The organism is Pseudomonas sp. TAE6080 (genome assembly GCF_018732265.1).
Classification (GTDB): domain Bacteria; phylum Pseudomonadota; class Gammaproteobacteria; order Pseudomonadales; family Pseudomonadaceae; genus Aquipseudomonas; species Aquipseudomonas brenneri.
This window is the reverse complement of record NZ_JAHIDY010000077.1, coordinates 1-12,421: the sequence shown is the minus strand read 5'-3', so window position 1 is coordinate 12,421 and position 12,421 is coordinate 1. Positions and strand designations below refer to the sequence as shown.

Here is a 12,421-nt window from a genome sequence, read left to right as displayed (position 1 = left end):
CCACCGCCAATCCCCTGTGGGAGCTGTCGAGCTTCAGCGAGGCTGCGATGGCGGCCGTACAGGCACTGAAGATATCGCCTGATCCACCGCTATCGCAGCCTCGCCGGGGTTCGACAGCTCCCACATTTCGTAGGCGCCGCGACAGCGCTACGTCGAAGAGGTAGTGGGGACTCCCACATTTGAGCAGATTACACCTGCCGTGAACGCCAGCAAGCCAGCGCCTCAAGGGCTATCGCGCCTTGTCTTCGCGCCCACGCAACAGGTGGTTAGGCATCACAATCGCCGCCGCCAGCCCCAGCAGCGACACCGCCGCGCTGACCATCAACAAATGCCGGAACGTGCTCAGCAACTCGGCGCGCAAGGCATCCTGCGCGGGGCCAGGCGCGGCGTTGAGACCGTCGAGCAGGACGTTGCCGGAGCTGCCTTCAGCCATCATCGAACCACTGGCCAGGTGGGCAAAACTCGAATCCTGCAGCAACGCCAGCAGCAAGGCCGACATGCACGCCACGCCGACCGCACCGCCCAGGGAGCGAAACAGGTTGGTGGTGCTGGTGGCCACGCCGATGTCGTGTTGCGCCACCGAGTTTTGCGTGCCCACCAGGGAGGTCGGGAACTGCATGCCGGAGGCAATGCCACTGAGCACCATGAACAGGCTGCTCAGGATCAGGGACTGGGGCGCGCTGAAAGCCATGCCGAGGATGGCAATCGGCGTGAGCACTGCCCCGGTCAGGATCATGGGTTTGTAGCGGCCGGTCACTGAGGTCATGCGCCCGGCGAAGAACGCACCCATGGGTAGGCCAATCGCCAGCGGCAGCAGGTGCAGGGCCGCGCTGTCGGCACCGGCGCCAGTGACACTCTGATAGCGCAGGGGCATCAGCACGATCAGCGAGATGGCCTGGAAGCTGGTGAAGAAAATCGTGCACCAGCACAGCACCGCGCTGCGGTTGGCAAACAGGTGCATGGGCAACAACGGTTCCCGCGCCCGGCGCTCATGCCAGACAAATACGCTCAGCGCCACCAGCGCACACCCCAGCAGGCCCAGCACCTGATCATCGCGCCAGTGATGGCCCTGGCCGATCTCGGTGATGCCTAGCAGCAGCGCCGTCAGGCCAACGATCATCAGCAGCGTGCCGAGGTAATCGATGATCGGCTTGCGCTGCGGCACCGGCAGCCCCACCAGGGTGCGATGGGCCACCCACCAGGCGCCCGCACCCAATGGCAGGCTGATCAAAAACACCCAGCGCCACGACAGGTATTCGGTCATATAGCCGCCCAGCACCGGCCCGGCCACGCTGGCAACTGCGTACATGCTGCTGAAGTAACCCTGGTAACGCCCGCGCTCGCGGGGTGGGATTATGTCGCCGATGATTGCCTGGCTCACGGAAATCATCCCGCCCGCACCAATGCCCTGGAGGATGCGTGCCAGCACCAACTGCTCCATGCTTTGCGCCATGCCACAAAACAGCGAGGCGATGGTGAACAGGCCCATGCCGATCAGCATCATTGGCCGGCGCCCATACAGATCGCCGAGCTTGCCGTAGATCGGCACCGCCACGGTCATCGCCACCATGTAGCCGGAGATGACCCAGGCCAGCAGGTTGACGTCGTTGAACTGGGCGGAAATAGCCGGCATCGACACCGCGACGATGGTCTGGTCCAGCGCGCCGAGGAAAATCGCCAGCATCAGCGCGGCGAGGACACTGCGTACGGAAGGTGTGGGTTGAGTCACGACAGAACCTGCAGGCAAGGCCACGGAAAAGAGGCCCGCGGCAATGCCCGTCATGTTACTCGATAGCCGGCTATTCGATAGCCTCGTAAGGAAGTCCGACGTAATTTTCTGCAATGGTTTTGCGCCCGGCCTCAGACTCGACAAAGTACTCCAGCTCACTCTGGGCGATACGCTGGCTGAAACCATCCGCCTCGGGAAACTGGTGCAGCATCGAAGTCATCCACCAGGAAAACCGCTCGGCCTTCCAGATGCGGCGCAGGCAGATCTGTGAGTATTTCTCCAGCAACTCCACACGCCCTTCCCGATACACCTTGCACAGGATCGTGAACAGAGTGCTGACATCACTGGCGGCCAGGTTCAGGCCCTTGGCGCCGGTGGGCGGCACGATGTGGGCCGCATCGCCCAGCAAGAACAGGCGCCCGTACTGCATCGGCTCCACCACGAAACTGCGCAACGGGGCGATGCTCTTTTCGATCGAGGGCCCGGTCACCAATTGCGCTGCCAGTTCTTCTGGCAGGCGCGCCTTGAGTTCATCCCAGAAGCGCTGGTCGGACCACGCGTCAGGCGTCTCCTCGGCCGGCACTTGCAGGTAATAGCGGCTGCGGCTGGGCGAACGCATGCTGCACAGGGCAAAGCCACGCGGATGCTTGGCGTACACCAGCTCCTCGTGGACCGGCGGGGTATCGGCAAGAATGCCCAGCCAGCCGAATGGATAGACCCGCTCGAACGTCTTGAGCACATCGCCGGGGATCGACTGGCGCGCCACACCATGAAAGCCATCGCAACCGGCGATGTAGTCGCACTCCAGGCGCACCTGTTGGCCCTGATGCTCGAAGGTCAGCCAGGGCCGTTCGCCCTTGAGGTCGTGGGGTTGCACATTGTGCGCTTCATACAAAGTGATCGCGCCGGCCTGCTCGCGCGCTGCCATCAAGTCACGGGTGACTTCGGTCTGGCCGTAGATCATGACGGTCTTACCGTTGGTCAAGGATTTCAGGTCGATATGTTGCAAACGGCCGTTCAACGCCAGCTCGAAACCTTCATGCACCAGGCCCTCGGCGTCCATCCGCTGGCTGACGCCGGCCTGGCGCAACAGGTCGACCATGCCCTGTTCGAGCACACCGGCGCGAATACGCCCGAGGACATAATCGGGGGCCTGGCGCTCTAGAATCAGGGTTTCAATCCCCGCGTTGTGCAGTAACTGGCCGAGCAGCAGCCCCGAAGGGCCGGCGCCGATAATGGCGACTTGGGTTTTTAGCGTTTTCATTATTTTTATGGTCCGCACGCTTCACCCGAACGTATTCAGTGAAAGCGTTGTCATTGAATTTGGTGCTGGCATTTTTAACTTGAGTGGCCGCCATAAGAAGGTGAAAACTGAGCCAAAGCCTGCGCTTTTCGCCAATCGGGGCGATTACCGAACCACTGTCCTGAGTATCGGATTGAAACCATGACCAAAAACGCCAGTCCCGCGATTCCAGTGTTCAAACTTTATGGGGAAAGCCAAGAGTGGCCGACCCCGGATCTGTTGCACTGTGAAACCATCTCCCGGCGCAGCCGCGAGTACCAGTGGGAGATCCAGCCCCACCGACATGCGGACTTGTGCCAATTGCTCTATGTGTACAAGGGCCAGGCGCAACTGGAGATCGAGGGCCAGCGCACGACGCTGACGGAATCGACCCTGCAAGTACTGCCGCCGCTGTGTGTGCATGGGTTTCGGTTTGCCGAAGATGTCGAAGGCTTTGTGGTGACACTGGCCGCGCCGCTGGTGGCGCACCTGCAAGGCCAGTTGGGCTCGGCGGTAGACAGCTTGAGCGCCCTGGGCAATTACCCGGCGGGCAAGGACAGTGACTACCTCAACAGCCTGTTCGCGCGGTTGCAAAATGAATACAACGACGACTTTCCGTCCCGGGACATGATGATGCACGCCCTGGTCAGCGTGCTGCTGGTGTGGATCAGCCGCCAAGCCATCCAGCGCCGCCATCCACGGGCACCCCGCAGTCGTGAGTACTTCCGCCATTTCACCCAGTTGGTGGAACAGCACTACCGCGAGCATCCGAAGATCGAAGACCTGGCGCACAAGCTGGGGATCTCGGTGTCGCACCTCAACGGCACCTGCCGCGAACTGGGCGGCCAGCCGGCCTTGCAGATCATGCACGACCGCCAATTGCTGGAGGCCAAGCGCCTGCTGACTTACACCAGCATGACCATCAATGAAATGTCGGACGTGCTGGGGTTCTCTGATCCGACGAACTTTTCCCGACTGTTCCGCCGACGCGTAGGGTTTTCGCCCAAGGCGTTTCGTGAGCAACTGAACGCGGATTGACCGGGCGCCTACAGGTCGTGTGTCAGCGCAAAGCGCTCAAGGTCGCCGAGTAGGTGCATTGCCCATGGTTGCACGCCGCCGCCATGCCCGGTTGCAAGCGGGCCTGTTCAGCGCGGTAGGCAGCGGTGCCATAGAGGGCCGTGGCAAAGGCGCAGAGGGCAAAGATCATCAGGTACTTTCTGGTTTTGATCGTCATGGCGGTGACCTCCGGACAGATCAAGAAGGTGCTGTCTTAAGCATAGGCCAGCCAGGGCGAGTTGCCAGTATTGACGGGTATTCAGGGGGCTTATCGGGCCTACAATCCTGCATCCCATTGCGGCTCTGGCGGGAACCTCAAGACCAGGAAATCCAGGAGGCTGCGCAACGCCTGCGGCATGTGTTTGCGCGAGGCATATACCGCATAGATGTTCATCTGCCGAGGCTCGGCATGGGGCAGCAGACGAATCAACTCGCCGCGACGGATGTAATCACCGGCCTGATAGCTGGGCAACATTGCCACCCCCGCTCCCGCCAGGGCCATGCGTAGCAAGGTGCTGGCTTCATTGGCGCTGATATTGCCGTGCACCGGCACCGACACAGGCTCGCCGTTTTCCTCGAAGTGCCACAGGCTCTTGCTGAAATAAGAGTGGGTCAGGCAATTGTGCCCGGCCAGTTCTTCCACGCGCTGTGGTTGCGGGTGTTCCAGCAGATAAGCCGGCGAGACACAGATCACCGAGCGGCAAACCGTCAACTGACGCGCAATCAGATTGGGGTCAAGGTCGTTGCTGGTGCGGATCGCCAGGTCGATGCGCTCATCCACCAGGTTCACTGTGCGGTCGAGCATTTGCAGGTCAATACTGACCAACGGGTAACGCTTGACGTACTCGGCCATTGCATCGGCCAGTTGCGCCTGGCCAAACGAGGTGCTGACACTCAGGCGCACCAGGCCCCGGGGGGCGTCGTCCGGTTCGCTGACGGCGGCCTGCATGTCGCAGGACAATTCCAGCATCTGCCGGCAGCGTGGCAGGGTTTCACTGCCGGCGGCAGTCAGGCTGAGCTTGCGGGTGGTGCGGTGCATCAGGCGGGCGCCGACCCAGTCCTCCAGCTCCGCCAGATAGCGCGATACCACCGGGCGCGACAGGTCCAGATGATCGGCGGCGGCAGATTGGCTGCCCAGGTCGACCACGGTGACAAACACCCGCATTGCTTGAAGACGATCCATGATTTGCCCGATTTCAGAAACAAACTATGTTCCAGCATCGCATTTTTTGCTGCGTTCAGTGCAACTAAGCTCTGTCCATCGCCTATCAAGGCACCTCTGACCTGGACCTGCCCATGCTCACCACCCTCAAGCGCTTTGTATTGGCCACTACCGTTCTCGGCTTTGCCGCCCACGCCGTCGCCGCCGACCTTACCCTCGATGTTTACAACCCAGGCGAATCGGCGATCTTCCCCGTCAGTTCAGTGCTGGTCAGCGGCGAGAAAGACGCGATCCTGGTGGACGCGCAGTTCGGCAAAGGCCAGGCCGAGCAACTGGTGCAGAAGATCCGCGCCAGCGGCAAACAGCTGACCACCATCTATATCAGCCATGGCGACCCGGACTACTACTTCGGCCTCGACACCCTGGCCAGCGCCTTCCCACAGGCCAAGATCCTCGCACCGCAGCCCGTAGTCGACCATATCAAGGCCACCGTTGCCGGAAAGATCGAATACTGGGGCCCGAAAATGGGCGCCGACAAGCCGGCCAAAACCATTATTCCCCAAGTCCTCGAAGGCCATAGCCTGACGCTCGAAGGGCAACCGCTGGAAGTGATCGGCCTGGACGGCCCGCAGCCGGATCGCAGCTTCGTCTGGATCCCATCGATCAAGGCCGTGGTCGGCGGCGTGGTGGTCTCAGAAAACATCCACCTGTGGATGGCCGACACCCAGGGCGCGCAATCCCACGCCGATTGGCTGAGCACCCTGCAACGTATCGAAAAACTCAAACCGGTCACCGTGGTACCCGGTCACTACCTGGGCACGCCTTCGGCCAAATCTGTCGCCTTCACTGCCGACTACATCAAGGCGTTCGATGTAGAAACCGCCAAGGCCAAGGACTCCACCGCACTGATCGCGGCCATGAAAAAACGCTACCCGAACCTGGCCGATGAAAGCTCCCTGGAACTGAGCGCCAAAGTCGCCAAGGGCGAAATGAAGTGGTGAATTGATCCAACCCTTTACCCACCCTGGAGAACGTCATGAGCAAGATTGCAATCATTGGTGCCACCGGCCGTGCCGGTAGCCAACTGCTGGAAGAAGCCCTGCGTCGCGGCCATACCGTCACGGCCATCGCGCGCAACACCGCAACTATCGCAGCGCGTCCCGGCTTGATCGTTAAACAGGCGGATGCGCTGGACGCGACAGCCCTGCAACAGGCGATCAGCGGCAACGACGTGGTAATCAGCGCCGCGCACTTCGCCACCCTGCCCGCTGCCGCAGTGATCGGGCCGGTAAAACAGGCCGGCGTGAAGCGTCTGCTGGTAGTGGGCGGTGCCGGTTCGCTGCTGTTGCCGGGCGGTGGGCGGGTTATCGACAGCGCAGGCTTCCCTGCCGAATACAAGGCCGAGGCCAGTGCTGGCGCCGTGTTCCTCGACACCTTGCGCCAGGAAAAGGAGCTGGACTGGAGCTTCCTTTCGCCTTCGGCAGAGTTTGTCGAGACTGAGCGCACCGGCACATTCCGCCTGGGCCAGGACGACCTGCTGGTGAGCAGCGAAGGCCGTAGCTGGATCAGCTTTGCCGACTTCGCCATTGCCCTGATTGACGAAGTGCAAACACCGAAACACTCCCGCCAGCGCTTTACCGTGGGCTACTAAGCACACAACCGCTGCTGGAGCCGGCTTGCCGGCTCCAGCAACTGCAGTTTTTCAATAGCCCCTGCGACTTTCTCATTTGCCCCCCGCCCTGCACCGCCGCCTAATAGCGACCTTGTCCGCTCAAGGCCTGCCCATGGAAAACGTCCACGCTAAACCCACCACCGCTCTCTGGCTGATGCTCAGTGTTGTGCTGGTGGCCCTGAACCTGCGCCCGTCCATGGCGGCGGTGGGTCCGTTGCTGTCATCGATACGCGCCGATGTGCCCCTGAGTTTCAGCACCGCTTCGTTGTTGACCATGCTGCCAGTGATGGCGATGGGCTTGGCGATGTTCTTTGGCATCGGCCTGGGCAAACGGCTGGGTGAGCATCGCAGCATTGTGCTGTCGCTGGTGGTGATTGGCCTCGCCACCCTGTCGCGGCTGTTTCTCGACTCTGCGGCTGAATTGATCCTCAGCGCCATTGCCGCCGGCGTGGGCATTGCCTTGATCCAGGCGTTGATGCCCGCGCTGATCAAGTCGCACTTTCGTGACAATGTTTCGCTGTTCATGGGCCTGTACGTCACCGCGATCATGGGCGGTGCAGCCTTGGCGGCATCGTTCTCGCCGTTCATCCAGGTGCACACCGGCAGTTGGCGCATCGGCCTGGCCATCTGGGCAGTGCTTGCCGTGTTGGCGCTGCTGTTCTGGTACGCCCAGCGCGCGGCGCTGCCTCCCCTGCCCCAAGCCGGCGCCGGCCCGCAGGAGTCATTTTTCGGTAATCGCCGCGCGTGGTTGCTGGCGATTTTCTTCGGCCTCGGTACCGCTTCCTACACCTGCGTACTGGCGTGGCTGGCGCCGTACTACGTCGAGCAAGGCTGGAGCGAACAGAACGCCGGCCTGTTGCTGGGCTTCCTGACGGCCATGGAAGTGGTCTCCGGGCTGATCACCCCGGCCATCGCCAACCGGCGCCAGGACAAGCGCGGCGTGGTTGCCGTGTTGCTGGTGCTGATCATTGCGGGTTTCTGTGGCCTGATCCTCTCGCCGCAGCATCTCACATTACTGTGGCCGTGCCTGCTGGGCCTGGGCATTGGCGGGCTGTTCCCGATGAGCCTGATCCTGTCCCTCGACCACCTGGACAACCCGCGCCGCGCCGGTGGCCTGACGGCGTTTGTGCAAGGCATTGGCTACCTGATTGCTGGCGTGTCGCCGCTGATTGCCGGGATGATCCGCGACCAACTGGGCAGTTTCGAATGGGCCTGGTGGTCGCTCACCGCCGTGGTGGTGGTGATGCTGCTGATCGTCCTGCGCTTCGACCCACGCCACTATGCACGGCATATTCGCTAGGGCGTCGTATTCCAAACAGTATCTGTCCCACAACAGACATAGAAAGGTCCGACAGACCTTTCTATTGGTACGAGCGTTCCGTTAACATTTTGACTTGTTTGCGCTGCAGTCGCGCAACAGGCTCACGGACGGAACGAATGCTAAACAGCAACTTGCTTAGAAAGCTCGATATGCAGGACCTGATGGTGTTTGTCGCTGTGTATGAGCAAAGCAGCGTCACCGATGTGTCCGAAACCCTGTTTGTCAGCCAGTCCACCGTCAGTTACAGCCTGAAGAAGCTGCGCACCAGCTTCGAGGACGACCTGTTTATCAACACCCGTGCCGGCATGCGCCCGACCTACAAGGCCAGCACCATGTACGGGCATGTGCAGAAAATCCTCGAAAGCATCAACCTCTGCCACGCAGGTGCGCAGACATTCGACCCCACGCAAAAAGCCGTCACCTTCAACCTCTGTGCGCCCGAGTACTTCGAGCAACTGATCCTGCCCAGGTTGTTGAAACACTTCGATCATGCCGACCTGCCAGTGATCGTCAACGTGCAGAAGCTGGAAACCGAGATTCCCATCGAAGCGCTGCGCGACGGGCGCCTGGACCTGGTGATCTGCTTCGGCCCGCACTTTCATCGCGAGCACAAGGACCTCAGGACCCAGATGCTGCTCGAAGACGATCTGGTCTGTGTCTTCGATAAACGCGCCGCCCCCCGGGAACCGGCGTTCAGCCTGCAATCCTTCGTCGCCCGGCGCCATGTGTTCCCCACCCCCTGGACCTCGGACACCAACATGATCGACGGCTGGCTGGCGCGCCAGGCCCAAAAACGCCAGGTTATCGCCCGGGCCAACAGCTATAGCGCCGCGCTGAAGATGATTGCCGGCACCGACTTCATCGTCACCCTACCCCGGCGCGTGCAACAGCTGCTGGCCATGGAACCGCCGTTTGGCCACTGCGAATCCCCCAACGGCCTGCCGGGTTTTACCCTGGAGATGCAGTGGAACGACGCCAGCGAGCAGGAAACTGCCAACGCGTGGTTTCGCGAGCAGGTGGTGCAGGCAGCAGCAAGCTGCAAGCTAGAAGCGGCAAGAGATGCACAGACATCACTTGCCACTTGAAGCTTGCTGCTTGTAGCTGTCACCCCCCCATAAACGCTTCCAGTCGCGAGCGCATCCAGCGCTCGGCCGGGTCGCTGTCAACGTGGCTGAGCCAGACCATGGACAGGTCCAGGGTCGGCGTATCGAACGGGAATGGCTCACAAAACAGGTTGCCCGCCGCCGCCATGGCCTGGGCCGTGTAGTCCGGCAGGCTGGCGATCATATCGGTGCCGGCCAGCAATGCCGGCAAGGAGCTGTATTGCGGCACGGATAACACCACGTGCCGCTTGCGACCGATCTCGGCCAGCCACTCATCGGCAAACCCTGCGACGTTGGCGGTATGGGACACCAGCACATGGGGGCGCGCGCAGTATTCGTCGAGGGTCAGGGGCTGGTCCGAGGCATCGGCGCGCAGCACGCTGGGGCGGATATGGCGCAACAATTTGCGCTTGGCATTGGCCGGCAGGCCACGGGTCTGGGTGATGCCGACGGTGATATCGCCGGAGGCCAGCAAATCGGGGATACGCCAGTAATCGACGTGCTGCACCACAAACACCACCTGCGGCGCTTCGATACGCAGGGCCCGCAGCAGCGGTGGCAGCAAGCCGAACTCGACGTCATCGGACAGGCCAATGCGAAACGTCATGGTGCTGACAGACGGGTCGAAATCATGGGTGAGGCTCAACGCCGCCGACAGCGAGTCCAGCGCCGGCGACAGGTGCAGGATCAGTTCCTCGGCCCGTGCCGTAGGCTCCATGCGATGGCCGACACGGATAAACAACGGGTCGTTGAACAGTGTGCGCAGGCGGTTGAGGGCCGAGCTGATCGTCGGCTGGCCGAGAAACAGCTTCTCTGCCGCCCGTGTCACGTTGCGTTCGAGCATCAGTGTTTCGAAGACGACCATCAAGTTGATGTCGGCCTTGCGTAATTCATTGCGGTTCATGGCGAACGCCCTACAGCCCAAGACTGCCGGCAGTTTAGGAACACAGCGGGGCCTGCGTCTATGCGCCGACTATCCAACCCACCTGTTTGGGACTATAAATCAGCTTCCATGGCAACCGAGAACACCCCCGTGCTGGTCATTCTTGCCCTGGCCATCCTGATGGCCGGGCTGTGCATCTGGAGCATCAGGTTCATTGCCCACCCGACCGCCAGGACACTGCTGCGGGTATTTGTCGGGCTATGCCTGGCCGCCATCGTCGCGTACCTGGTGCTGGCGTCGGGGTTTCCGACCGCGTTGCTGGTATCGGCCGGTTGACGATGCCCATCGCGGCCCCTCTAATAAGCGCCTCATTCAAGCACGGAGCGCTTCGCCATGAAATTCGCCTACACCATCGTCTACGTCCCGGACGTCGCCGCGTCGCTGCAGTTTTTTGAAAACGCCTTCGGTTTCAATCGGCGTTTCCTGCACGAATCAGGCACCTATGGCGAACTTGAAACAGGTGGCACCACCTTGTCTTTCGCAGCCCATGAGCTGGGCGAGATGAATTTTCCCGGTGGACATGTGCCAGCCCACAGCTCGAAACAACCATTGGGCATGGAGTTGGGGTTTGTCACCGAAGACGTGCCAGCCGCCCACGCCAAGGCGCTGGCCGCAGGTGCAACCGAGCTGACGGCGCCGATCAGCAAACCCTGGGGCCAGGTGGTGTCGTATGTGCGCTGCCCGGATGGGACACTGGTGGAACTGTGTACGCCGATCCAAAACTGACGCGAGCCTTATAGGATAGGAGCCGGCTGCCGGCTCCTACAGTCAGGGTTTTAGCGGACGTTCCTGATCACGTTCGGACAGTTCCGTACCGTCATCCGGATGCTTCCAGGTCTGTGGCTTCTCTTCCTCGCGACGTTGCCTGGCGCGCTCCTGCTCCTGTTGCGCCTCATCGCGCGGCTTGTCTTGATTGGTCATACCTACCTCCCGTCCATAAGAATGAGTCACGCCAAACAAGCATAGAACAGCCAACACATTTCTTGCGGGTAACAGTCAGGGAGCCAACTATGCAACTGGTTGCATATTAAAATTCACCCTGCTAATTTCTCCTCGCCGGGTACCCCACACCCGATCCGATTGGAGCCGTCATGTCTCTCCCAACTGTTTTGCAAGGCCGTCTTTCGATTCCAGTGGTGTGTTCGCCGCTGTTTATTATTTCCAGCCCTGAGTTGGTGATCGCCCAATGCAAGGCCGGCGTAGTGGGTTCATTTCCCGCGCTGAACGCGCGGCCGGCGCCGGTACTGGAGGATTGGCTGAAACAAATCACAACCGAACTGGCCGAGTACGATGCCCTGCATCCGGATAAGCCCTCTGCACCGTTTGCGGTCAACCAGATCGTGCACAAGTCCAATGATCGGCTCGAACATGACCTGGCACTGTGCGCCAAGTACAAAGTCCCGATCATCATCACCTCGCTGGGTGCGCGGGTGGATGTGAATGAGGCGGTACATGCCTACGGCGGCATCGTGCTGCACGACGTGATCAACAATACCTTCGCCAGAAAAGCCATTGAGAAAGGTGCCGACGGCCTGATTGCCGTGGCTGCGGGTGCTGGAGGGCATGCGGGGAAAATTTCGCCGTTTGCGCTTATCCAGGAAATCCGTGAATGGTTCGACGGCCCGCTGCTGCTGTCGGGGGCCATTTCACACGGTAATGGGATTCTCGCCGCCCAGGCGGCAGGCGCTGACCTGGCCTATATCGGCTCGGCGTTCATCGCCACTGAAGAAGCCCATGCCCAATCGGCCTACAAGCAAATGATTGTCGAGAGCTCGGCCGACGACATCATCTACTCCAACCTGTTCACCGGTGTGCATGGCAATTACCTGCGCCAAAGCATCGCCAACAGCGGTCTGGACCCGGATGAACTGCCGGTGTCCGACCCTTCGACAATGAATTTCGGCACCGGCGAAGGGGCCAAGGCCAAGGCATGGAAAGATATCTGGGGCGCAGGCCAGGGCGTGGGCGCCGTCAAGTCGGTACTGCCGGCCGGCAAGCTGATCGAGCGGCTCAAGGGTGAATATCAAGCCTCACGCAAACGCCTGGACCTCGGCGTTACTCAGTAGCGGTGGATCAGGCGACATCTTCAGTGTCTGTGCCGCCGCCATCGCAGCCTCGCTGAAGCTCGACAGCTCCCACAGGGGATTGGCGGT

14 protein-coding genes are annotated in these 12,421 nt (G+C 61.1%); 8 read left to right on the top strand and 6 right to left on the bottom strand.

Annotated features, from left to right (window positions below; all coding sequences use genetic code 11):
* Positions 1 to 229 precede the first annotated feature (229 nt).
* Positions 230 to 1,684, bottom strand: a complete 1,455-nt coding sequence (locus tag KL786_RS28725) for an MDR family MFS transporter (protein ID WP_215519759.1) — start codon at positions 1,682 to 1,684, stop codon at positions 230 to 232.
* 115 nt (positions 1,685 to 1,799) lie between these two features.
* Positions 1,800 to 2,993: a 4-hydroxybenzoate 3-monooxygenase gene (pobA, locus tag KL786_RS28720; RefSeq protein WP_065943482.1), complete on the bottom strand. Its 1,194-nt coding sequence runs from the start codon at positions 2,991 to 2,993 to the stop codon at positions 1,800 to 1,802.
* Between the two features lie 180 nt (positions 2,994 to 3,173).
* On the opposite strand from pobA, the gene KL786_RS28715 reads away from it, so the two are divergent.
* The gene (locus KL786_RS28715; protein ID WP_215519758.1) at positions 3,174 to 4,049 is read left to right on the top strand and encodes a helix-turn-helix domain-containing protein; all 876 of its coding nucleotides are present in this window, start codon (positions 3,174 to 3,176) and stop codon (positions 4,047 to 4,049) included.
* A 22-nt stretch (positions 4,050 to 4,071) separates the two neighbouring features.
* On the opposite strand, the gene KL786_RS28710 is transcribed toward KL786_RS28715, so the two are convergent.
* Both KL786_RS28710 and KL786_RS28705 read right to left on the bottom strand, forming a co-directional pair.
* Positions 4,072 to 4,245 (bottom strand): hypothetical protein, encoded by a 174-nt coding sequence (locus tag KL786_RS28710; protein ID WP_167360815.1) that lies wholly within the window; start codon positions 4,243 to 4,245, stop codon positions 4,072 to 4,074.
* 99 nt (positions 4,246 to 4,344) lie between these two features.
* Positions 4,345 to 5,250, bottom strand: coding sequence for a LysR family transcriptional regulator (locus KL786_RS28705; RefSeq protein WP_065943483.1), 906 nt, complete (start codon positions 5,248 to 5,250; stop codon positions 4,345 to 4,347).
* Between the two features lie 113 nt (positions 5,251 to 5,363).
* Between KL786_RS28705 and KL786_RS28700 the strand changes: the two genes are divergently transcribed.
* From KL786_RS28700 to KL786_RS28685, 4 genes are all read left to right on the top strand, one after another.
* Positions 5,364 to 6,230, top strand: coding sequence for an MBL fold metallo-hydrolase (locus KL786_RS28700; RefSeq protein WP_215519757.1), 867 nt, complete (start codon positions 5,364 to 5,366; stop codon positions 6,228 to 6,230).
* Positions 6,231 to 6,265: 35 nt separating this feature from the next.
* The gene (locus KL786_RS28695; protein ID WP_032863519.1) at positions 6,266 to 6,880 is read left to right on the top strand and encodes an NAD(P)-dependent oxidoreductase; all 615 of its coding nucleotides are present in this window, start codon (positions 6,266 to 6,268) and stop codon (positions 6,878 to 6,880) included.
* Between the two features lie 133 nt (positions 6,881 to 7,013).
* Positions 7,014 to 8,201, top strand: a complete 1,188-nt coding sequence (locus KL786_RS28690; RefSeq protein ID WP_032863520.1) for a cyanate transporter — start codon at positions 7,014 to 7,016, stop codon at positions 8,199 to 8,201.
* A 137-nt stretch (positions 8,202 to 8,338) separates the two neighbouring features.
* Positions 8,339 to 9,307 (top strand): LysR family transcriptional regulator, encoded by a 969-nt coding sequence (locus tag KL786_RS28685; protein ID WP_215519756.1) that lies wholly within the window; start codon positions 8,339 to 8,341, stop codon positions 9,305 to 9,307.
* 19 nt (positions 9,308 to 9,326) lie between these two features.
* Here KL786_RS28685 and KL786_RS28680 read toward each other — a convergent pair whose 3' ends face one another.
* Positions 9,327 to 10,229 carry a LysR family transcriptional regulator gene (locus KL786_RS28680; RefSeq protein ID WP_215519755.1) on the bottom strand — a complete coding sequence of 301 codons (903 nt, stop codon included), beginning with the start codon at positions 10,227 to 10,229 and terminating at the stop codon, positions 9,327 to 9,329.
* 108 nt (positions 10,230 to 10,337) lie between these two features.
* Between KL786_RS28680 and KL786_RS28675 the strand changes: the two genes are divergently transcribed.
* Positions 10,338 to 10,544, top strand: a complete 207-nt coding sequence (locus KL786_RS28675) for a hypothetical protein (RefSeq protein ID WP_154220497.1) — start codon at positions 10,338 to 10,340, stop codon at positions 10,542 to 10,544.
* A 57-nt stretch (positions 10,545 to 10,601) separates the two neighbouring features.
* A complete protein-coding gene (locus KL786_RS28670) occupies positions 10,602 to 10,994 on the top strand; it encodes a VOC family protein (RefSeq protein ID WP_215519754.1) in 393 nt (130 codons plus the stop codon).
* 42 nt (positions 10,995 to 11,036) lie between these two features.
* Here KL786_RS28670 and KL786_RS28665 read toward each other — a convergent pair whose 3' ends face one another.
* The gene (locus tag KL786_RS28665) at positions 11,037 to 11,189 is read right to left on the bottom strand and encodes a hypothetical protein (protein WP_167360814.1); all 153 of its coding nucleotides are present in this window, start codon (positions 11,187 to 11,189) and stop codon (positions 11,037 to 11,039) included.
* 170 nt (positions 11,190 to 11,359) lie between these two features.
* On the opposite strand from KL786_RS28665, the gene KL786_RS28660 reads away from it, so the two are divergent.
* On the top strand, positions 11,360 to 12,334 hold the full coding sequence (locus tag KL786_RS28660) for an NAD(P)H-dependent flavin oxidoreductase (RefSeq protein ID WP_215519753.1): 975 nt from the start codon (positions 11,360 to 11,362) through the stop codon (positions 12,332 to 12,334).
* Positions 12,335 to 12,421: the final 87 nt, after the last annotated feature.

What these genes read in the sequence shown, in the direction of transcription:
- KL786_RS28705 (WP_065943483.1), bottom strand. Translation starts at nt 5,250, where the DNA reads ATGGATCGTCTTCAAGCAATGCGGGTGTTTGTCACCGTGGTCGACCTG.
- KL786_RS28715 (WP_215519758.1), top strand. Translation starts at nt 3,174, where the DNA reads ATGACCAAAAACGCCAGTCCCGCGATTCCAGTGTTCAAACTTTATGGG.
- KL786_RS28665 (WP_167360814.1), bottom strand. Translation starts at nt 11,189, where the DNA reads ATGACCAATCAAGACAAGCCGCGCGATGAGGCGCAACAGGAGCAGGAG.
- KL786_RS28660 (WP_215519753.1), top strand. Translation starts at nt 11,360, where the DNA reads ATGTCTCTCCCAACTGTTTTGCAAGGCCGTCTTTCGATTCCAGTGGTG.
- pobA (WP_065943482.1), bottom strand. Translation starts at nt 2,993, where the DNA reads ATGAAAACGCTAAAAACCCAAGTCGCCATTATCGGCGCCGGCCCTTCG.
- KL786_RS28685 (WP_215519756.1), top strand. Translation starts at nt 8,339, where the DNA reads ATGCTAAACAGCAACTTGCTTAGAAAGCTCGATATGCAGGACCTGATG.
- KL786_RS28710 (WP_167360815.1), bottom strand. Translation starts at nt 4,245, where the DNA reads ATGACGATCAAAACCAGAAAGTACCTGATGATCTTTGCCCTCTGCGCC.
- KL786_RS28690 (WP_032863520.1), top strand. Translation starts at nt 7,014, where the DNA reads ATGGAAAACGTCCACGCTAAACCCACCACCGCTCTCTGGCTGATGCTC.
- KL786_RS28695 (WP_032863519.1), top strand. Translation starts at nt 6,266, where the DNA reads ATGAGCAAGATTGCAATCATTGGTGCCACCGGCCGTGCCGGTAGCCAA.
- KL786_RS28675 (WP_154220497.1), top strand. Translation starts at nt 10,338, where the DNA reads ATGGCAACCGAGAACACCCCCGTGCTGGTCATTCTTGCCCTGGCCATC.
- KL786_RS28725 (WP_215519759.1), bottom strand. Translation starts at nt 1,684, where the DNA reads ATGCTGGCGATTTTCCTCGGCGCGCTGGACCAGACCATCGTCGCGGTG.
- KL786_RS28670 (WP_215519754.1), top strand. Translation starts at nt 10,602, where the DNA reads ATGAAATTCGCCTACACCATCGTCTACGTCCCGGACGTCGCCGCGTCG.
- KL786_RS28700 (WP_215519757.1), top strand. Translation starts at nt 5,364, where the DNA reads ATGCTCACCACCCTCAAGCGCTTTGTATTGGCCACTACCGTTCTCGGC.
- KL786_RS28680 (WP_215519755.1), bottom strand. Translation starts at nt 10,229, where the DNA reads ATGAACCGCAATGAATTACGCAAGGCCGACATCAACTTGATGGTCGTC.